Origin of the sequence: Bradyrhizobium cosmicum (assembly GCF_032290525.1) — a bacterium.
In the GTDB taxonomy this organism is placed as follows: Bacteria; Pseudomonadota; Alphaproteobacteria; order Rhizobiales; family Xanthobacteraceae; genus Bradyrhizobium; species Bradyrhizobium cosmicum_A.
The window spans coordinates 15,755-34,804 of sequence record NZ_JASXTA010000015.1 but is presented as its reverse complement, the minus strand read 5'-3'; the positions used below and the strand labels follow the sequence as shown (position 1 = coordinate 34,804).

Sequence of the window (19,050 nt, the reverse complement as noted above, 5' to 3'; positions counted from 1 at the left end):
TCCCGAATCAATGGACGTGATCACACCATGATCAGGCGCATCCAGATCGGGAAAGTAGTCCTTATGGATCGGAAGCGCGTGTGTCGATGAAGAACGCGGAGTTGTTCTTGTTCTGGCGCGCCCTGTCCAGTGGCACCTGAATAATCCCGATCGGCAGGTTGTCACCGAACTTCGTGACCCGAGACGAGGTGTAAACTGCGACGGCGGCGCCTACGCTGGCACCGGGCCCCGCGAGCCTGGAGGCGTCGATTGCAGAAAAGGCGCCGACGATTATCGCCGCATGTCGCGTCCGCGCCGGCATGTCGGGAGTCTCAGCGAAGGGAAAGTAACTCCAGACCATGTCGCCGCGTCGGAAAGGCGGAGCCATTCAGGCCTCACTGGAAAAGTGAGCGCCTGAATGTGTAGTCCTCATCGCTTTCGTCGGCGTCGCGATGGAGTTCATAATTCTCCAGCGAGAGCGGCGGCATCTTCGAAAAATCCTGCACCACCTCGACGTAATCGAGATGGCGGCGCATGACATCCTCGACGAGTTCCTTCACGCTCAGATGTCGGCCATGACAGGTTCCGGTGCCAAGACGGATGAATCTATCTGATTATATAACCGCTTCGCCGCCATATGAAAGGCGCCAGCCCCGTTGCCGGTGGTCAACGGCTGCCAAGGGGCCGTCGATCGCACGCGCCGGGATGATGGCATCATGCCCCTGTTTTGCCCGACAGGTCAAACGAATTTCGGTAAAACAAAAATTCTAATGCAAACAAGGCCCTGGCTACTGTGCATGGGGTTGTTTTCGCGTTCTTGTTGTTTGGTCCCAAACGTCTCAGACCGGCCCCATTGCGTCTTGCTTGCGGCCGCCCGCGCCTTAGCCTCAGCTATCCACCTTCAGCGCGGCGATGAAGGCTTCCTGCGGGATGTCGACCTTGCCGAACTGCCGCATCTTCTTCTTGCCTTCCTTCTGCTTCTCCAGAAGTTTGCGCTTACGGGTGATGTCGCCGCCGTAGCACTTTGCAGTGACGTCCTTGCGCAGCGCGCGCACCGTCTCGCGGGCGATCACCTTGCCGCCGATCGCTGCCTGGATCGGGATCTGGAACATGTGCGGCGGGATCAAATCCTTCATCTTCTCGACCATGGCACGGCCGCGGCCTTCGGCGCGGGTGCGATGCACCAGCATCGAGAGCGCGTCGACCGGTTCGTTGTTGACCAGGATCTGCATCTTGACGAGATCGGCCGGCTTGTAGTCGGTCAGATGATAGTCGAACGAGGCGTAGCCCTTGGAGACCGACTTGAGGCGATCGTAGAAGTCGAACACGACCTCGTTAAGCGGCAGATCGTATTTCACCATGGCGCGGGAGCCGACATAGGTCAGCTCCTTCTGCGAGCCGCGGCGGTCCTGGCACAGCTTCAGCACGCTGCCGAGATATTCGTCGGGGGTGAGGATCGTGGCCTCGATCCAGGGCTCCTGGATCTCCGCGATCTTGACCACGTCGGGCATGTCGATGGGATTGTGGATCTCGATCTCGGTGCCGTCGTTGAGCTTCATCTTGTAAATGACGCTCGGTGCGGTTGCGATCAGGTTGAGATCGAATTCGCGCGACAGTCGCTCCTGGATGATCTCCAGATGCAGCAGGCCGAGGAAGCCGCAGCGGAAGCCGAAGCCGAGGGCCGCGGAGGTCTCCATCTCGAACGAGAAGCTGGCGTCGTTCAGGCGAAGCTTGCCCATGGCCGCGCGCAGCGTCTCGAAGTCGTCGGCATCGACCGGGAACAGGCCGCAGAACACCACGGGGATGGCCGGCTTGAAGCCGGGCAGCATCTCGGTGACAGGCTTCCTGTCGTCGGTGATGGTGTCGCCGACGCGGGTGTCGGCCACTTCCTTGATCGCGGCGGTGATGAAGCCGATCTCGCCGGGACCGAGCTCGTCGACCTGCGTCATCTTCGGCGTGAAGAAGCCGACGCGCTCGATGTCGTAGGCCGCACCCGTGCCCATCATGCGGACGCGGCTGCCCTTCTTCATGACGCCGTCGACGACGCGAATGAGAACGACGACGCCGAGATAGACGTCGTACCAGCTGTCGACCAGCAGCGCCTTCAACGTCGCCTCGCGGTCGCCGTTCGGCGGCGGCAGGCGGGTGACGATGGCTTCGAGCACATCGGCGACGCCGAGGCCGGTCTTGGCCGAGATCATCACCGCGTCGGAGGCGTCGATGCCGATCACGTCCTCGATCTGCTGCTTGACCTTCTCGGGCTCGGCGGCGGGCAGATCGACCTTGTTCAGGACCGGGACGATCTCGTGATTGTTGTCGAGCGCCTGATAGACGTTGGCGAGCGTCTGCGCTTCGACGCCCTGGCTGGCGTCGACCACCAGCAGGGAACCCTCGCACGCCGCCAGCGACCGCGAGACTTCGTAGGCGAAGTCGACATGGCCGGGCGTGTCCATCAGGTTGAAGATGTAATCCTTGCCGTCCTTGGCGCGATAGGCGAGGCGGACCGTCTGCGCCTTGATCGTGATGCCGCGCTCGCGCTCGATGTCCATGGAATCGAGCACCTGCTCCTTGCCGGCCATTTCACGGTCGGTGAGGCCGCCGGTCATCTGGATCAGACGGTCGGCCAGCGTCGATTTGCCATGGTCGATATGGGCGACGATGGAGAAATTGCGGATGTTCGAAATGGGGACGGTCGTCATGGGCGCGGGATACCACTCACATCCCCGTGCGGCAACCATATTGCTGTAATTTCAGGGGCTTTCTTCAAGCCAAGCTGATTCCACGGCGGACCAAAACGCGCTACGCAACGGCCATGTCGACCACTTCGATCCCCTCCTCCAAAACACCCGCCAAGACACCCGCGAAGTCCCGGGTGAGTTATGACCGTTTCCGGGCCTGGCTGGTTGCCAGCGCGACCCGACCGCGGGCGCGCCTTTGGCTGGTGATCCAGTTCGCGATTCTGCATGCGGTGATCTGGACCCTCATCCTGATCAATCTCAAGGCGGCGCAGGACGTTCATATGGACGTCGCAGAAGCCTGGGGCTGGGGCCAGAAGTTCCTGTGGGGCTACGGCAAGCACCCGCCGCTGTCGGGCTGGGTCGCCGGCGTCTGGTTCAAGGTGTTCCCGGCCGCGGACTGGGCGACCTATGCGCTGGCAATGGCGACCGTCGGCGTCGGCATGGTGATCTGCTGGCTGGTTGCGCTACGCGTGGTGGACGCGCGGCGCGCGTTCCTGGTCGTGGTGATGATCGCGCTCTACCCGATCTTCAATTTCAAGGGTTTCAAGTATAATCCGGACCTGCTCCAGCTCGTCACGCTGCCGCTGCTCGTGCTCGCCTATCTCAACGCCTTCGAGAAGCGGAGCTGGCAGTCCGGCATCTGGTTCGGGCTCGCCGGCGCGCTGGCGCTGATGACCAAATACTGGGTGCTGACCATGATCGGCGCGATCGGCCTTGCCGCGCTGATCCATCCGGAGCGCGTGAAATTCCTGGTGTCACCGGCGCCATGGGTGGCGATCGCGACGATGGTGGTGGCGATGATCCCGCACATCGTCTGGCTGGCGGATGCGCATTTCGTGCCGCTGACCTATGCCGGTGACACCTACAGCCTTGAGGACGCCGGCCTCGTGCATCAGCTCGTCGCCGGCTATGCCCTGCATAATTTCGCGCTGCTGGCGCTGCCGGTGGCGCTCGCCGCGCTGGCGATGGCGCTGGTGCCGCATTGGCTCACGCTGCTCATGCGCGCGCCGTCGCGCATCGTCACGCGCGCCTGGGGGCGCGGCGCCAATCCTGGCGTCAACGTCTCGCAGGCGCTGAATGTCTGGATCATCCAGATCATCGTCGCGGTCGGACCGCCGCTGGGCGCGCTGGCCTTCAGCATCTACATGAAGACCGATTGGGGCATCTCGCTGTTCTTCTTGGTGCCCTTGGCGCTGGTTGCGATCCCCGCGCTGCGCGTGCAGAGCGCGGTGCTGTTCAACATCGCCGCGATCTGGCTCGTGCTCAGCGCCGCGACGCTTGCCGCCTCGCCCTGGATCGCCACGCGCGAGATGGCGGCCAATTCCGGCAACACGTCGACCTATGGCGCGCGCTCGGAGCTCGCACGCGAATTGACGCAGGCCTGGCACGCGCGCTTCGCCTCGCGCTGGGCAGTCGTCGCCGGCACGATGGAGTCGATCCAGCCGATCGTGTTCTACAGCCCGGATCATCCGGCCGCACTGATGCCGCTCGAAGCCTGGGATTCCGGGCTGACCTCGCGCGAGGACGCCAGGACATACGGTTTCATCGGCGTGTTCGATCCGACCGACGGCCGCCTACCGGCGTTCGAGAAATGGGTGTCCGAGACAGCACCGAACGCCGAGCGCATCGTGATGACGACGCGCCGCTTCACCCACGGCAAGGCCGGTCCGTCGATGAGCTGGAACGTCTACATCGCGCCGCCGGCGAAGTGAGCGCTAAATCCCCTCCTCGTTGAACTTGCTTTCAACGAGTTCGGTGATCGCCGCGAGCGCGGCTTCCGCTTCAGTGCCTGCGGCAGCGACCGTGATCGTCGTGCCCGGACCCGCCGCGAGCATCATCAGGCCCATGATCGAGGTGCCGCCGACGGTCTCACCACCGCGCGTCACCCAGACCTGTGCGTCGAAGCGCTCGACGGCCTGGACGAATTTTGCGGAAGCGCGGGCGTGCAGGCCGCGCTTGTTGATGATCAGGAGGTCTTTGGAGATCGCGCCCGCGGGCACGCCCGTCCCGGCTTGTGGCGCCTCGTCGCTCATTTGCCCGCGAGCACGCGACTGGCGATGGTGACGTATTTGCGGCCCGCTTCCTGGGCCATGGCGATCGCGTCGGGCAGCGGACGCTCCTCGCGCACCTTGGCAAGCTTCACCAGCATGGGCAGGTTGATGCCCGCGAGCACCTCGACCTTGGGCCGGCTCATGCAGGATATTGCCAGGTTCGACGGCGTGCCGCCGAACATGTCGGTGAGGATCGCAACGCCGTCGCCGGAATCGACGCGGTTAACCGCCTCGATGATGTCGCTTCGACAGAGATCGGAATCATCTTCAGCGCCGATCGTGATCGCTTCGATTTGCTTTTGTGGGCCCATGACATGCTCAAGCGCTGCCTTGAATTCGTCGGCAAGGCGCCCGTGGGTCACAAGTACTAGACCAATCATCGGAAAAACTCCTCGCGGGCGCTTTTGGTGCACCGCACGAACGCGCCACTTTGACCATCCAGAGCCCCCGCGCAAGGGGGGATGTTGCGTATCTCCCTGAACCTAGACGGATGGATAAGGGGAGCTGCGCCGGTCTATTCGGTCGCGATAGTGGGGTTCATATGGTTACCATTTCCCTTCAAACAATCGCCGGAAGGGTTAACCGAAGATGAACTCTTGGTAGTGGTCAAGGCCGCAACAACCAGTGGGAGGGGCGAATAGTCGCGGCTAACAGGGATTCGCGGTATTTCGACACCTAGAATGCTTGTTTTCAGAGATTCGGCCGGCGGCAGCCGTTCGGCGTCCGCGGCGTCCAGATCGACGACGAGACCGACGGTCGCATGCTCCACGAAGTCGCAGCGACGGATTCCGAGGCCCCGGATCTCGATCAGACCGGCGAGCACGGCCGCCGGGCGGACTTCAATTTCATCGCCGACTGTCGCCAGATGGACACGGTCGTCACCGACCAGAACGGCCCTTTCGATCACGCCTGAGCGTCCCGCCATGATCAAATCGAAGGCAAGGCGCGACTTGCCGGAGCCCGAGGGCCCTCGGATCAGCACGGCCTGAGTGCCGACCTTGACCGCGGAGGCGTGAACGCTGGGGCCGACGTCGCTCATAGCGCCGGCAGCCTCACCACGAAGCGTGCGCCGGCAACCGCCGGAACGCCTTCGTCGTCCGGTGGGCCTGTGCGGTTCTCGGCCCAGATGCGTCCGCCATGGGCGTCGACGATCTGCTTGGAGATCGAAAGTCCGAGGCCGGAGTTCTGGCCAAAACCCTGATGCGGACGGTCGGTGTAGAAGCGCTCGAAGATGCGCTCGAGCGCGTCGTCGCGGATGCCGGGGCCATCATCGTCGACCACGATCTCGATCTCGGAGCGGACGCGGCGGCAGGTGAGGCGCACCTTGCTGCCGGGCTCGGAGAAGGACTGCGCGTTGGAGAGCAGGTTGGAGACGATCTGCCCGAGCCGCGAATCGTGGCCGGTCACGGCGAACGTGTCGGTCGGGCTGCGGCCCTCGAAGCGGGTCTCGACCGCGACGTCGTGGCCGAGCTTGGTTTCATTGGCGACGGATACCAGCGTCGTCAGCAAGCGGCGCAGATCGACCGGCATCGCATCCTGGCGCTGCAGTTCGGCATCGAGGCGGCTGGCGTCGGAGATGTCCGAGATCAGCCGGTCGAGCCGCTTGACGTCGTGCTCGATCACCTCGAGCAGGCGGGCGCGGCTGTTTTCGTTTCGCGCCAGCGGCAGCGTTTCGACCGCGGAGCGCAGCGAGGTCAGCGGATTCTTCAGTTCGTGCGCGACATCGGCGGCGAACATCTCGATCGCCTCGATACGGCTGTAGAGCGCGCTGGTCATGTCGCGCAGCGCGCCCGAGAGGTGACCGATCTCGTCGCGGCGGCGGGTGAAGTCGGGGATCTCGATGCGGGCCTTGATGCGGCGCCGGACGCTCTCGGCGCCGTCGGCGAGCCGGCGCACGGGACCGGCGATCGTGCTCGCGAGCAGCAGCGACAGCATGATCATGACAGCGGCGGCGACGCCGCCGACCTTCAGGATGGCGAGGCGCTCTGCGGTGACCATCTGGTCGATGTCGTCGCCCTGGGTCGACAGCATCAGCGCGCCGTGGATGGCGCGCGAGCGCAGCACGGGCACTGCGACCGAGACGATCACCTCGCCGCGCGCATTGACCCGCACCATCGAACGCTTCTGGCCCTGGAGCGCGTCGGCGACTTCGGCATAGCCATTGCCATTCTCGCGGCCGAGCTCGCGATACAGCGGCAGGTCACCGCGGTTGATCCAGAGGCGCACCGCGGTCAAGCCGCGCTCGATCACGCCGGGCTGCTGCGATGGTGGCGGCAAGGGGAAGATCAGCACGTTCTCGAGGTCGCGGCTGTCGAGCAATACCGTCCCGTTAGGGTCGAAGATCCGCGCGCGGGTCTTGGTCGGCGAGATCAGCGTGCGCAGCACGGGGGCCACGCGCTCCGGGCTGATCGGGAAATTCAGCGCCGAATAATCGTCGGATTCGCCGTAGCTGTCGCCCAGTTTCAGATCGAGCAGCCGGTCCGGATCGACCGTGATCGCGTTGGTCTGCACGGTCGCCGACGCGCCGATCGCACCGGCGATGATCTCGGCCTGCACCAGCAGGCTCTGCGCTCGGGCGTCGATCAGGCCGGCGCGGAACTGCGAGAGGTAGAGAATGCTCGCGACCAGCGCGACGAGGCCGGCGAGGTTGAGCGAGACGATGCGGCGGGTCAGGCTCGAGAACGAGAGCGCGAAGAAATACTGACCGGCACGCGTCAGCCAGGACAGCGGCCGCCAGCGTTGCGTCGCCGGCTTGTCCTCGGCAACGTGCTCCGGAACGCCGTAGGGCGCGATAGCCCCGGCGTTCTGGTTCTCGTCAGGGTGCGTTCGGTCAAGCAATGCTCACGCCCGCGTTAGGACATCTCGTGCGAAGGATCCCCGCATCCTAGAGCCATCCCGGTCCCGATGGAACGAGAACCGGCGATGCTCCCAGTCTTTCGTGAAGGCGTCTGCCGCCTCAGGCTTCCTTGAAACGGTAGCCGACGCCGTAGAGCGTCTCGATCATTTCGAACTCGTTGTCGACCACCTTGAACTTCTTGCGCAGCCGCTTGATGTGGCTGTCGATGGTGCGATCGTCGACATAGACCTGGTCATCATAGGCGGCGTCCATCAGCGCGTTGCGGCTCTTGACCACGCCGGGCCGGGTCGCGAGCGCCTGGAGGATCAGGAATTCGGTGACGGTCAGCGTCACCGGCTCGTTCTTCCAGGTGCAGGTATGGCGCTCCGGATCCATGCGCAGCAGGCCGCGATCGAGCGCCTTGGCATCGTTTTCCTTCGGCGCGACGGTCGGGTCCTTCGGTGCCGAGCGGCGCAGCACGGCCTTGACGCGCTCGACCAGCAGGCGCTGCGAAAACGGTTTGCGGATGAAGTCGTCGGCGCCCATCTTGAGGCCGAACAGCTCGTCGATCTCTTCGTCCTTGGAGGTCAGGAAGATCACCGGCAGATCGGATTTCTGCCGCAGACGGCGCAGCGTCTCCATGCCGTCCATGCGCGGCATCTTGATGTCGAGAATGGCGAGGTCGGGTTGAGTGGTGCGGAAACCATCGAGCGCGGAGGCGCCGTCGGTGTACGTCATGATGCGATAGCCTTCGGCCTCCAGCGCGATCGAGACGGATGTGAGAATGTTGCGGTCGTCGTCGACCAAAGCGATTGTGGGCATGAGCCTCTGCTTTCTGCTTTCCGTTTGGGTCGTGGCTTGAAACGGCGAGCAATCCACTGATGCGCCGCATAGATGGGTGCCGAGTTGGCGTTCGAACCTTGTCACCGAGCAATGCAAGCTGGGCTGAAGTGTGACCAAGTTCCACGAAACGCGGCAGATTCGCCGCGTTTCGACCCATAACCTGACCCCCGTTTACCCGAAAAAAGGCCCTCCTTGCAACCACCTGACCCGAGAAAGCCGATGCAACCGACCCCTGACTTCGACCCCGGAAAGCTTGCCAAATCGCTGCTGAGGCGCTCGCGCCAGGGGGCGCTGGCGACGCTGATGGCCGGCAGCGGCAATCCCTATTGCTCCCTGGTCAATCTGACGAGCCACCCCGACGGCTCGCCAATCCTGCTGATCTCGGCCCTGGCCGTGCACACTAGGAATATCTTGGCCGACAGCCGGGTCTCGCTGATGCTGGACGAGCGGGCGGCCGGCGACCCCTTGGAGGGCGCCCGGATCATGCTGTCGGGACGGGCGGAACAGGCCGGCGCTGACAGGGAGCTGATCCAGCGGCGGTATCTCAGTGCCCATCCGTCGGCTGAAGCCTTTGTTTCTTTTAAGGATTTCTCCTTTTTTCGGCTCGTGCCCACGGGAACCCATCTGGTCGCCGGTTTTGGCCGCATCGTCGATCTCAAACCCGAGCAGTTCCTCACGGATCTCACCGGCGCCGAAGACCTGCTGGCGGCGGAGCAGGAGGCCGTCGATCACATGAATGCCGACCACCGCGACGCCATGGGACTCTATGCAACGAGGCTCCTGGGCGCAGCGGCGGGCGACTGGCGCTGCACCGGCTGCGATCCTGAGGGTCTCGACATGCAGGACGGCCAGACCGCGCTGCGGTTGGATTTCCCGCAGCGCGTGACGAACGGTACGGCGCTGCGCAAGATGCTGGTCCGCCTCGCTGGCGAAGCGCGCACGAAGGTGGACTGAAGCGCAACCATTTGAACGCTGCTCCCCATCGCCGCGACCCAACACCGTAATGGTTTGAGTCGGCAGCGAGAGGGTTCATGGCGCGTCGTCATTTGGCATTGGTTGCGGGTTTGGCGCTGGCGCTCACCGCATCGCTTGCCACGCCCGGTCTTGCCCAGAAGGGCGATGTCTCCGCGCAGAGCGCGCGGATCAACGCGCTCAGAAGCGCCGGCAAATATTCGGAAGCACTGCCGCTGGCGCAGGCCATGGTGGCGTCACTCGAGAAGACTACGAGCAATCGCGATCTCGCCGGCGCGCTCAACAACCTCGCGCAGATTTACGGGGATCAGGGCCACGACGACCAGGCCGAGCCGCTCTACAAGCGCGCCATCGCGCTGATGGAGAAGGGGACGGGTCTCGACAGCGTCGAGGTCGCGCCGGTGCTGAACAACCTTGCGGCGCTCTATCAGCGGCAGATGCGCTTCGCCGAGGCCGAGCCGCTGTTCAAGCGCGCGCTCGCCGTCCGCGAGAAGGCGCTGTCGCGCGAACATCCCGATGTCGGTCAGTCCCTCAACAATCTCGGCACGCTCTATGTCAAGCAGCAGCATTATGCGGACGCCGAGCCGATGTTTCAGCGGGCGCTTGCGATCTACCAGAAGGTCGGCGGCCCCGAGCATCCGGCGGTCGCGACGCTCCTGAACAATCTCGGCCAGGTCCATCGCGACCTCAATCGCGACGCGGATGCCGAGGCGCCGATCAAGCGCTCGCTCGCGATCCGCGAAAAGGTGCTGGGAGCTGATCATCCCGACGTCGCGCGCTCGCTGAACAATCTCGCCGGTCTGTACGAGCATCAGCAGCGCTATGCCGATGCCGAGCCGCTCTATCGCCGCGCGCTTGGCATCCGCGAACGCGCGCTCGGTCCCGACCATCCCGAGGTCGCGACCTCGACCAGCAATCTGGCCTATTTCCTCTACGTCTCCGGGCGGAACGCGGACGCGCTGCCGCTTGCGGAAAAGACGCTTCGGGGCGGCCGCGCGCAGCTGCGTGTCGTGCTGCCGGTCCTGTTCGCCGCACGACAGCAATATCTGCTGCCTGACGACAAGGCCGTGGACGAAGCGCTGGCCGCGATCCAGCGCGGCACCCAATCCTCCGCCGCCTCTGCCGTGAACAAGCTGGCCGTACGCCTCGCTGCCGGCAGCGACAGGCTCGCCGAGCTGGTGCGGCGGGATCAGGATCTCGCGGCCGAGTCCGAAGCGCTCGACAAGGCGATCATCACCGCGGTGTCGAAGCAGTCGGCCCAGCGTGATCTCGCATCCGAGCGGCGCAGCCGTTTGCGGATCGGGACGATTGCGAACCAGCGCGCGGAATTGCAGAAGACGCTCGCCATCGAATTCGCCGATTATGCCTCGCTTTCCAATCCGCTGCCGCTTGCCGCAAAGGACATCCAGCCGCTGCTGTCCGCGGACGAGGCGATGGTGATCTATTCCGTCGTCGACAAGCGGAGCTATGTCATCGCCATCACGCGCGAAGGCGTCGACTGGAAAGAGATTTCGCTCGGTGCGGACGCGCTGGCGCAGAAGGTGACTGCATTCCGCAAGGGGCTCGACGTCGGCAAGGTGCGCGATGCTTCCGGCAAATCCGGATTGTTCGATCTCGCGCTCGCCAATGAGCTTTATGTCGCCCTGCTCGGGCCGGTCGAGGCGCTGACAAAGGACAAGCGCAATCTGCTGGTGGTGCCCTCGGCGGCGCTGACGGCACTGCCGTTTCATCTGCTGGTCACGGAACAGCCGCAGGCGGCGATCCCGGATACGCTCGAAGGTTATCGCAGCGCCGCCTGGTTGCTGCGGCGCCAAGCCGTCTCTGTGCTGCCCTCCGTGGTCAGCCTGAAATCGCTGCGTGCGTTCGCGCGTCGGGATCGAGGCGCAAAGCCGATGACCGGCTTTGGCGATCCCGTGTTCAGCCCTGCGCTGGAAGGACCTGGCGATCGTCGCGCCGCCCGCGGCAAGGTGGCGGCGCGCAGCATTGCGACGATTGCCTATACCGACTTCTGGCGCGGTGCCGGCGTCGATCGCGCGCGGCTTGCGCAGGCGCTGCCGCAACTGCCCGATACCGCCGACGAGCTAAGCGCCGTGGCCAGGGACGTCGGCGCGACCGATGCCGATATCCATCTCGGCCGTGATGCCAGTGAAACGACGCTGAAGCGTGCAGCGCTTGCTCAATACAGCATCATCTATTTTGCCACTCACGGCCTCGTTGCCGGCGATATCAAGGGACTGGGGGAGCCATCGCTCGCGCTCTCCATTCCCGATCAGCCCACGGAGCTGGACGATGGACTGCTCACGGCAAGCGAAGTTGCCCAGCTCAAGCTCAATGCGGATTGGGTTGTGCTATCGGCCTGCAACACCATTGCGGGTGACAAGCCCGGCGCCGAGGCTCTGTCGGGCCTGGCGCGCTCATTCTTCTATGCCGGCGCTCGCGCGCTGCTGGTCTCGCATTGGGCGGTGGATTCGGAAGCTGCCACCCGCTTGACCACCGCCACCTTCGATCTGCTCAAAAACGAACCAAAAATCGGCCGTGCCGAAGCTTTGCGCCGCGCGATGCTAACGTATGTTGACGACACCTCGTCACCGCGCAACGCCTATCCAGCGATGTGGGGACCGTTCGCGCTGATTGGCGAAGGCGAGGGACGATAGCCCGTCTCGGGGATTGTGCGTCGCAATAACCCTTGGAAACGCTGAATCGCGCATTTGGTTGCGCGATCATTCGCGATTCTTTTGATGCGACTGCTCAGAGCTGACATGCGCGGCATTTGGCGCGGTCCTTGAATAACCAAATCCTGCGGGATCGGCTTGGCAACGCCAGCGTTCACCATTATTAGGTCGTCCAACCGAGGCCGACGGCCTGTAATTCACGGTGACTGCGACGGCGCCAAATCTTGGTCGCGCTGAGTGTCGCGGGTTCTAGGAGGGTTTTTCGTGCAAGAGACGGGCGTGCGCAACGGTGCCTTCGGCGCCGACAAATTCGGCCTCAAAAATCTCAAACAGGTTCACTGGAACTTCGGCGCGCCGCAACTCTATCAATACGCGCTCTCTGCGGGCGAGGCAGTGCTGTCCGCCGACGGCGCGCTCTGTGCCGACACCGGCGAGTTCACCGGCCGCAGTCCGAAGGACAAGTTCACGGTGCGTGACGCCACCACCGACAAGAAGATGTGGTGGGCCGGCAACCAGTCGATCACCGCCGAGCAGTTCGAGACGCTCTACCAGGACTTGCTCAAGCACGCCGAAGGCAAGAGCCTGTTCGCGCAGGATCTCTATGGCGGCGCCGATCCGGCCTACCGGATCAAGACCCGCGTCTTCACCGAGCTCGCCTGGCACTCGCTGTTCATCCGCACGCTCTTGATCCGCCCCGAGGCGGTCGAGCTGTCGAGCTTCACGCCCGAGCTCACCATCATCGACATGCCGAGCTTCCGCGCCGATCCGAAGCGCCATGGCTGCAAGTCGGAGAACGTTGTTGCGATCGACTTCGCCCGCAAAATCGTGCTGATCGGCGGCTCCTATTATGCCGGCGAGATGAAGAAGTCGGTCTTCACCACGCTCAACTACTACCTGCCCGAGCGCGGCGTGATGCCGATGCACTGCTCGGCCAATGTCGGCGCCAAGGGCGATACCGCGATCTTCTTCGGGCTATCAGGCACCGGCAAGACCACCCTGTCGGCCGACCCGAACCGCACGCTGATCGGTGACGACGAGCACGGCTGGGGCCCGAACGGCGTCTTCAATTTCGAAGGCGGCTGTTACGCCAAGTGCATCAAGCTCTCGCAGGAAGCCGAGCCCGAGATCTACGCGGCCTCCACGCGGTTCGGCGCGGTGCTCGAGAACTGCGTGCTCGACGAAGATACCCGCATTGTCGATTTCGACGACGGCTCCAAGACCGAGAACACGCGCTCGGCCTATCCGCTCGACTTCATCCCGAATGCTTCGCGCACCGGCCGCGCGCCGCAGCCGAAGAACGTGGTGATGCTCGCCGCCGACGCCTTCGGCGTGCTGCCGCCGATCGCAAAGCTCTCGCCGGCGCAGGCGATGTACCACTTCCTGTCCGGCTACACCGCCAAGGTCGCCGGTACCGAGCGCGGTCTCGGCAACGAGCCGCAGCCGGAATTCTCCACCTGCTTCGGCTCGCCCTTCCTGCCGCTCGATCCATCCGTCTACGGCAACATGCTGCGTGACCTGATCGCCCAGCACAATGTCGACTGCTGGCTGGTCAACACCGGGTGGACCGGCGGCAAGTACGGCACGGGCTCGCGCATGCCGATCAAGGTGACCCGCGCGCTGCTCACCGCCGCGCTCGACGGCAGCTTGCGCAACGTCGAATTCCGCACCGACAAATATTTCGGCTTCGCCGTCCCGACGGCGCTGCCCGGCGTGCCCGCCGAGATCCTCAACCCGGTCAACACCTGGAAGGATAAGGACGAGTTCGACAAGACGGCCCGCGCGCTGGTCGGCATGTTCCAGAAGAACTTTGCCAAATTCGAAGCCCAGGTCGACGCCGATGTCCGCGCCGCCGCGCCGGACGTGAAGCTCGCGGCGGAGTAATCTCCCGCAATGTCTTGAATGAAAAGGGCGGCCGAGAAGGCCGCCCTTTTTGTTTGTGGACGCCAGCGCGAACCACATACCGGTGTCGTCCCCGCGAACGCGCGGACCCATACCGCGTGATCTATCGAGAGAGTGTAGTGCGAGTACCGGCGAAGAAAAGATCACTCCGAATCTTCGCCAAACTTCTCCCTGTGGTTATGGGTCCCAGCGTTCGCGGGGACGACGTTGGGGAGAAAGCTCACGCCTTGAAATACGCGATCTGCGTGCTCGTCGCGAGCAGCCGTCCGTTCGGCGACCACAGTTCGGCGTTCTGGTCGCCATAGCTTTTGTGGAAGATCTTCGCATCCGCCGTCGCGAGCACGCGCGTGATGTCCTCGGCGGCGAGCTCTTCGCTGTCGGTGTGGAAATACGTCGTCAGCGACACCGTGCCAAACGGCACCAGCTCGCGCCGTACGTGGAAGATGCGGCCGAAGAAGGCGTCCGACATCGACATCAGCGACAGCATGTCGAGCTTGCGCGAGGTGCGGTCGCTGATCCAGATCTTCGAATAGGTGCTGGCAAGCTCGGCCTGCGGCGGGCCGATCCGCATCTCGCCCTCGACGAAACGGAATTCGTACTGGTTGGCCCAGGACGCCGAAATCTTCGGGAAAGGCATCGTCTCTTCGAACGGTTTTGCGTCTGGATATTGCGCCACCCTGTGCTCCCAGGACGGCCGCCGCTCGGCGAACACGGCGGTGGCGAGCGTTGCGACCTCGCCGCCGCCCTGCGACAGTTCGACGCTCCAGTGCTGGCTGGAGCGGTTGGCCTTCACCAGCCGCACGTCGAGATCGAACGGGCCCTTGGCGATCGGCGCGCAGTAATTGACGGTGAGCGCCAGCGGATCCCCGGCGCGCTCCGGATGCTCGATCAGCGCGCGCAGGATGGTGGCGGCGGTGACGCCGCCGAACGGGCCGACGAAGGCCCAGTAATCGTCGCTGGTATGCCCCTGCCAACTGCTGTCACCGGCAGTGATGCGGGTGGCGTCGTCGAACGGGTGCGGGAGCTTGGCGTGCATTGGACTAGACCTTCACTACGCTTCCGTCCCAAAGACGAAATTCCATCGTCTCATCGTCGGGACCATATTTTTGCGAGCCGGAGAGATCGTCCGCCGGATCGTCCGTGACCCAGACATCCGCCACCGAGCCATTTATGCGCTTCAGCGCAATGATGCTCTTGCCGCTGGTCAGATCGGCCACGAAGTCGTCGATGGCAGTTTCCTGGTCCTTCCCCGAAAGACTCGCAAGGATGCTGCCGTGCGTGTGCCAGGGGAAACCGTCGAAACCCAGCGTCCAGTCCCCGTCGGGACATATGACCAGCAATCGAAGCTGCCCATCCGGGCTGACATATTCGCCGATAGGCACGATCTTCTCCGGCCAGAAAAAGCTCAAGCCGCAATATGATGGTTATCCTGCCAAATCAATAACCTTGCAGGTAACCCCGATTTCACGTCGCGGAAAAATCAGCCCGCGACGTCGCGCAAGCCAGGCAGCAGCGGCGTGGTCGGATTGACCGGCACGTTCCAGATCTCCTCGGCATATTCGCGGATGGTGCGGTCCGAGGAGAACCACGCCATGCGCGCGACGTTGAGGATGGAAGCGCGTGTCCAGGCCGGCGCCACCTGCCAGCGCGCATCGACGCTGCGTTGCGCCGCGTAGTAGGAATCGAAATCGGCGCTGACCATGTAGTGGTCGAGATAACGCAGCGCGTGCGCGATGGATTCGAAGCGACCGGGATCGCCGGGCGAGAACTCGCCGGCACCGATCGCATTGATGGCGCGCTGGAGCTTCGGCGATCTGCGGATCACGTCGGAAGCATCCAGTCCCTGCTTGCGGCGGATCATCACGTCGCCGGCTTCCATGCCGAAGATCGCGATGTTCTCGTTGCCGACATGGTCGCGGATCTCGATGTTGGCGCCGTCGAGCGTGCCGATGGTGAGGGCGCCGTTCAGCGACAGTTTCATGTTGCCGGTGCCGGAAGCTTCCATGCCGGCGGTCGAAATCTGCTCGGACAAATCGGCCGCGGGAATGATGATTTCGGCGAGGCTGACATTGTAGTCGGGCAGGAAGACGACCTTGAGCTTGCCGCCGATCGCGGGGTCGTTGTTGACGACCTCCGCGACGTCGTTGATCAGCTTGATGATCAGTTTTGCGTAGCGATAGCTCGCTGCCGCCTTGCCGGCAAAGATCTTCACCCGCGGCACCCAATTGCCGCTCGGATCGTCCTTGATCGACTGGTACAGCGCGACGGTCTCGATGACGTTGAGGAGCTGGCGCTTGTACTCGTGGATCCGCTTGATCTGCACGTCGAACAGCGCGCTAGGGTCGACCTTGATGCCGAGCCGCTCGCCGATCAGCCGCGCCAGGGCCATCTTGTTGTGATGCTTGACGGCGCGGAACTTCTTCTGGAATTCGACGTCGCTGGCGCGCGCCTCGATGAGGCTGAGCTGGGTGGGATCGTCGAGCACGGCCTCGCCGCAGGTCTCGCGCAACAAATCGGTCAGCTTCGGATTGGCCAGCATCAGCCAGCGGCGGAAGGTGATGCCGTTGGTCTTGTTGGTGATGCGGCCGGGATAGAGATGGTTGAGATCGTGGAACACGGTCTCGCGCATCAGGTCCGAATGCATCGCCGAGACGCCGTTGATGCGGTGCGAGCCGACGAAGGCAAGCTGGCCCATGCGTACGCGGCGGCCGCTCCTCTCGTCGATCAGCGAGACCGAGGCGCGGAAATCGATGTCGCCGGGGGCGCGCGCTTCGGCCAGCGCGAGATGCTGGACGTTGATGCGGTAGATGATCTCCAGATGCCGCGGCAGCAGCCGCTCGAACAGCTCGACCGGCCAGGTCTCCAGCGCTTCCGGCAGCAGCGTGTGGTTGGTGTAGGAGAGGGTGGCAACCGTGATCTTCCAGGCCTCGTCCCAGCGGAAGTTATGCAGGTCGACCAGGATGCGCATCAGCTCGGTGACGGCGAGGCTCGGATGGGTGTCGTTGAGCTGCACCGCGACCTTGGACGACAGGCTGCGGAGCTGGCCATCGGACGACAGGTGCCGCTTGATGAGGTCCTGAAGCGAGGCCGAGACGAAGAAATATTCCTGGCGCAGGCGCAGCTCGCGGCCCGCCGGGCTCTCGTCGTTCGGATAGAGGAATTTGCAGATCGCTTCCGCGCGCGACTGCTCGGCGCTGGCGCTGACATAGTCGCCCTTGTTGAAAGCGTCGAGCTTCAGCGGATCGGGCGAACGCGCCGACCACAGCCGGAGCGCATTGACGTGCTGGCCCCGCCAGCCGACGATCGGCGTGTCATAGGCGATTGCCTGCACCGTCTCGCCGGGATGCCAGATCGCGCGGTCGCGGCCCTTGTCGTCGACATGCTCGACGCCGCCGCCGAAGTTGATGTCGTAGATCACCTCGGGCCGCTGCAATTCCCAGGGATTGCCGAAGCCGAGCCATTCGTCTGGATATTCCTGCTGCCAGCCCTGATTGATGATCTGGCGGAACAGGCCGTAATCGTAGCGGATGCCGTAGCCGATCGCGGGGATCGACAGCGTGGCCATGCTCTCCATGAAGCAGGCGGCAAGCCGTCCGAGGCCACCATTGCCGAGCGCCGCATCCGGCTCGCATTTGCGCAGCTCAGGCAGCGACACGCCGAGATCGCCGAGCGCGACCTCGAAGATCTTGAGCAGCCCCATATTGTTCAGCGCGTCGGTGAAGAGACGACCGATCAGGAATTCGAGCGAGAGATAATAGACGCGCTTGCGCCCGGCATCGTAGCTGTGCTTCTCGGCCGTGAGCCAGCGATGCACGATGCGATCGCGCAGCGCGAGCGCGGCGGCCTGATACCAGTCGTGCTTGGTCGCCATCCCGGCGTCCTTGCCGATGGCCAGGCGCAGCTTCGCCAGGATCGCGCCCTTGATCTCAGTCAGCGCGAGTTCGTCGATGGGCTGGCCGGGGGCCGGAAAATTTGGCTGGAACGATTGATCTTGCAAGGCCGTCACTTCCTGGTCGCGAGAACACCACTAACCCTACGCGTCTTGCCCTTGCACCGGAACCACCGCTGGTGCGGCCGTGCGCTGCGCTGGCGCGGATTTATGCAAGGAACGGGCCGATTTGGGAACCCGGAAGCCTACGGAGGGATGCGGATTTGGTGCTAGATTGACGGCAGATTCAGCCATCACTGTGGAGGAGACGCCCCATGAGACTGCTGATCGAGATCGCCGCGGCAGCCCTGTTCGTTGTCTGCATCACCGCCTCGAACGCCGCCTTTGCCGCCGGGAAGATGGGCCGCAGCGCCGATGGCCTCAGCTGCGGCTTCAGCGTCCCGCAAAATGCCTCACCCGCCGCGCGTTGCGCCGCCATCAAGCGCCAATGCGGCGGCAAGTTCTACGCGAATGCGTGTGGCGGCAGGCTGGTGTCGGCGGCGAATTGACGAGCAGGCCGCAGGCTTCGCTGCGCGTGATAGCGCGAGGCGCTATCTGACCACGCCCGATGTAAACCCGGCCTTGCGGCGGGGCGGCTTGATTTCCTTTTTCAGGAAGCAGCGCGCTTCACGCCCGGTGTAGCCGGGACGGGCATAGGTGAAGGCGCGGCACTTGTTGTCGGCCGTGCAGGCGGCCTTGCAGGCTTCCTCGCCTTCGCCCTGCTTGAGCTCGAAATTGCGCAAGTCTCCGCCGGGTCGGTCGATCGACGTTTCCACGCCCTCGACCCTCGGCTCGATAACACCGGCGCCGCGCACACCGGAGATGCAGCAATTGCCCGGAATGCGCGCCGGCACTGTGTTCTTGAGCCAGCACACCGCCGAACCGCCTTCGACGTCCGGATAGTTGAAGCTCCAGGAGCGGCAGCGGCGGTCGCGCTCGCAGAGCAGCGCACAATCCTCGGGGTCACCTGATGTGACCGGCGTGTTGAAATAGTCGCCGCCGGGTCGGTCGAATGCCGTCTGGGCGTGCGCGGGTGCGCTCGCAAACACGAGCGACAGCAGCACAGCGCAGGCCATAGCGGCCCCAGGCAGGCGGCCTTTCCCCATCGGAACAGCTTTCGAGTTATTGACGG

17 protein-coding genes are annotated in these 19,050 nt (G+C 63.9%); 5 read left to right on the top strand and 12 right to left on the bottom strand.

From position 1 onward, the window contains the following. Window positions 1-61: 61 nt before the first annotated feature. The 3 genes from QSV46_RS25100 to lepA form a co-directional block, all read right to left on the bottom strand. Window positions 62-367 carry a hypothetical protein gene (locus tag QSV46_RS25100; protein ID WP_314957917.1) on the bottom strand — a complete coding sequence of 102 codons (306 nt, stop codon included), beginning with the start codon at window positions 365-367 and terminating at the stop codon, window positions 62-64. A 7-nt stretch (window positions 368-374) separates the two neighbouring features. Next, window positions 375-539 carry a hypothetical protein gene (locus tag QSV46_RS25095; protein WP_314957915.1) on the bottom strand — a complete coding sequence of 55 codons (165 nt, stop codon included), beginning with the start codon at window positions 537-539 and terminating at the stop codon, window positions 375-377. A 327-nt stretch (window positions 540-866) separates the two neighbouring features. Next, complete coding sequence (lepA, locus tag QSV46_RS25090) at window positions 867-2,678, bottom strand: translation elongation factor 4 (RefSeq protein ID WP_314957913.1); 1,812 nt, start codon at window positions 2,676-2,678, stop codon at window positions 867-869. Between the two features lie 113 nt (window positions 2,679-2,791). On the opposite strand from lepA, the gene QSV46_RS25085 reads away from it, so the two are divergent. Further along, window positions 2,792-4,429 (top strand): glycosyltransferase family 39 protein, encoded by a 1,638-nt coding sequence (locus QSV46_RS25085; RefSeq protein ID WP_314957911.1) that lies wholly within the window; start codon window positions 2,792-2,794, stop codon window positions 4,427-4,429. Window positions 4,430-4,432: 3 nt separating this feature from the next. On the opposite strand, the gene QSV46_RS25080 is transcribed toward QSV46_RS25085, so the two are convergent. The 5 genes from QSV46_RS25080 to QSV46_RS25060 form a co-directional block, all read right to left on the bottom strand. Further along, window positions 4,433-4,750: an HPr family phosphocarrier protein gene (locus QSV46_RS25080; protein ID WP_314957910.1), complete on the bottom strand. Its 318-nt coding sequence runs from the start codon at window positions 4,748-4,750 to the stop codon at window positions 4,433-4,435. Beyond that, window positions 4,747-5,148: a PTS sugar transporter subunit IIA gene (locus QSV46_RS25075; RefSeq protein WP_007597752.1), complete on the bottom strand. Its 402-nt coding sequence runs from the start codon at window positions 5,146-5,148 to the stop codon at window positions 4,747-4,749. Before QSV46_RS25075 ends, QSV46_RS25080 begins: the two co-directional genes overlap by 4 nt. A gap of 134 nt (window positions 5,149-5,282) precedes the next feature. Further along, entirely contained in the window at window positions 5,283-5,807 is a 525-nt protein-coding gene (locus tag QSV46_RS25070) for an HPr kinase/phosphatase C-terminal domain-containing protein (protein WP_314957901.1), read from the bottom strand. Beyond that, the gene (locus tag QSV46_RS25065) at window positions 5,804-7,606 is read right to left on the bottom strand and encodes a sensor histidine kinase (RefSeq protein WP_314957900.1); all 1,803 of its coding nucleotides are present in this window, start codon (window positions 7,604-7,606) and stop codon (window positions 5,804-5,806) included. Before QSV46_RS25065 ends, QSV46_RS25070 begins: the two co-directional genes overlap by 4 nt. A gap of 118 nt (window positions 7,607-7,724) precedes the next feature. Continuing rightward, complete coding sequence (locus tag QSV46_RS25060; RefSeq protein ID WP_008542552.1) at window positions 7,725-8,426, bottom strand: response regulator transcription factor; 702 nt, start codon at window positions 8,424-8,426, stop codon at window positions 7,725-7,727. A 240-nt stretch (window positions 8,427-8,666) separates the two neighbouring features. On the opposite strand from QSV46_RS25060, the gene QSV46_RS25055 reads away from it, so the two are divergent. From QSV46_RS25055 to QSV46_RS25045, 3 genes are all read left to right on the top strand, one after another. Next, window positions 8,667-9,401, top strand: coding sequence for a HugZ family protein (locus tag QSV46_RS25055; protein ID WP_314957885.1), 735 nt, complete (start codon window positions 8,667-8,669; stop codon window positions 9,399-9,401). A 77-nt stretch (window positions 9,402-9,478) separates the two neighbouring features. Then, window positions 9,479-12,073 carry a CHAT domain-containing tetratricopeptide repeat protein gene (locus tag QSV46_RS25050; protein WP_314957883.1) on the top strand — a complete coding sequence of 865 codons (2,595 nt, stop codon included), beginning with the start codon at window positions 9,479-9,481 and terminating at the stop codon, window positions 12,071-12,073. A gap of 282 nt (window positions 12,074-12,355) precedes the next feature. Beyond that, a complete protein-coding gene (locus QSV46_RS25045) occupies window positions 12,356-13,972 on the top strand; it encodes a phosphoenolpyruvate carboxykinase (protein WP_314957880.1) in 1,617 nt (538 codons plus the stop codon). Window positions 13,973-14,210: 238 nt separating this feature from the next. Here the strand turns inward: QSV46_RS25045 and QSV46_RS25040 are convergent, their stop codons facing one another. From QSV46_RS25040 to QSV46_RS25030, 3 genes are all read right to left on the bottom strand, one after another. Beyond that, the gene (locus QSV46_RS25040) at window positions 14,211-15,026 is read right to left on the bottom strand and encodes a thioesterase family protein (protein WP_314957879.1); all 816 of its coding nucleotides are present in this window, start codon (window positions 15,024-15,026) and stop codon (window positions 14,211-14,213) included. A 4-nt stretch (window positions 15,027-15,030) separates the two neighbouring features. Then, complete coding sequence (locus QSV46_RS25035; protein WP_314957878.1) at window positions 15,031-15,372, bottom strand: hypothetical protein; 342 nt, start codon at window positions 15,370-15,372, stop codon at window positions 15,031-15,033. Between the two features lie 98 nt (window positions 15,373-15,470). After that, window positions 15,471-17,987, bottom strand: coding sequence for a glycogen/starch/alpha-glucan phosphorylase (locus QSV46_RS25030; RefSeq protein ID WP_314957877.1), 2,517 nt, complete (start codon window positions 17,985-17,987; stop codon window positions 15,471-15,473). A 206-nt stretch (window positions 17,988-18,193) separates the two neighbouring features. On the opposite strand from QSV46_RS25030, the gene QSV46_RS25025 reads away from it, so the two are divergent. Continuing rightward, window positions 18,194-18,427, top strand: a complete 234-nt coding sequence (locus tag QSV46_RS25025) for a hypothetical protein (protein ID WP_314957876.1) — start codon at window positions 18,194-18,196, stop codon at window positions 18,425-18,427. A gap of 42 nt (window positions 18,428-18,469) precedes the next feature. Here QSV46_RS25025 and QSV46_RS25020 read toward each other — a convergent pair whose 3' ends face one another. Beyond that, on the bottom strand, window positions 18,470-19,024 hold the full coding sequence (locus QSV46_RS25020; RefSeq protein WP_314957875.1) for a PAN domain-containing protein: 555 nt from the start codon (window positions 19,022-19,024) through the stop codon (window positions 18,470-18,472). Between the last annotated feature and the right edge of the window lie 26 nt (window positions 19,025-19,050).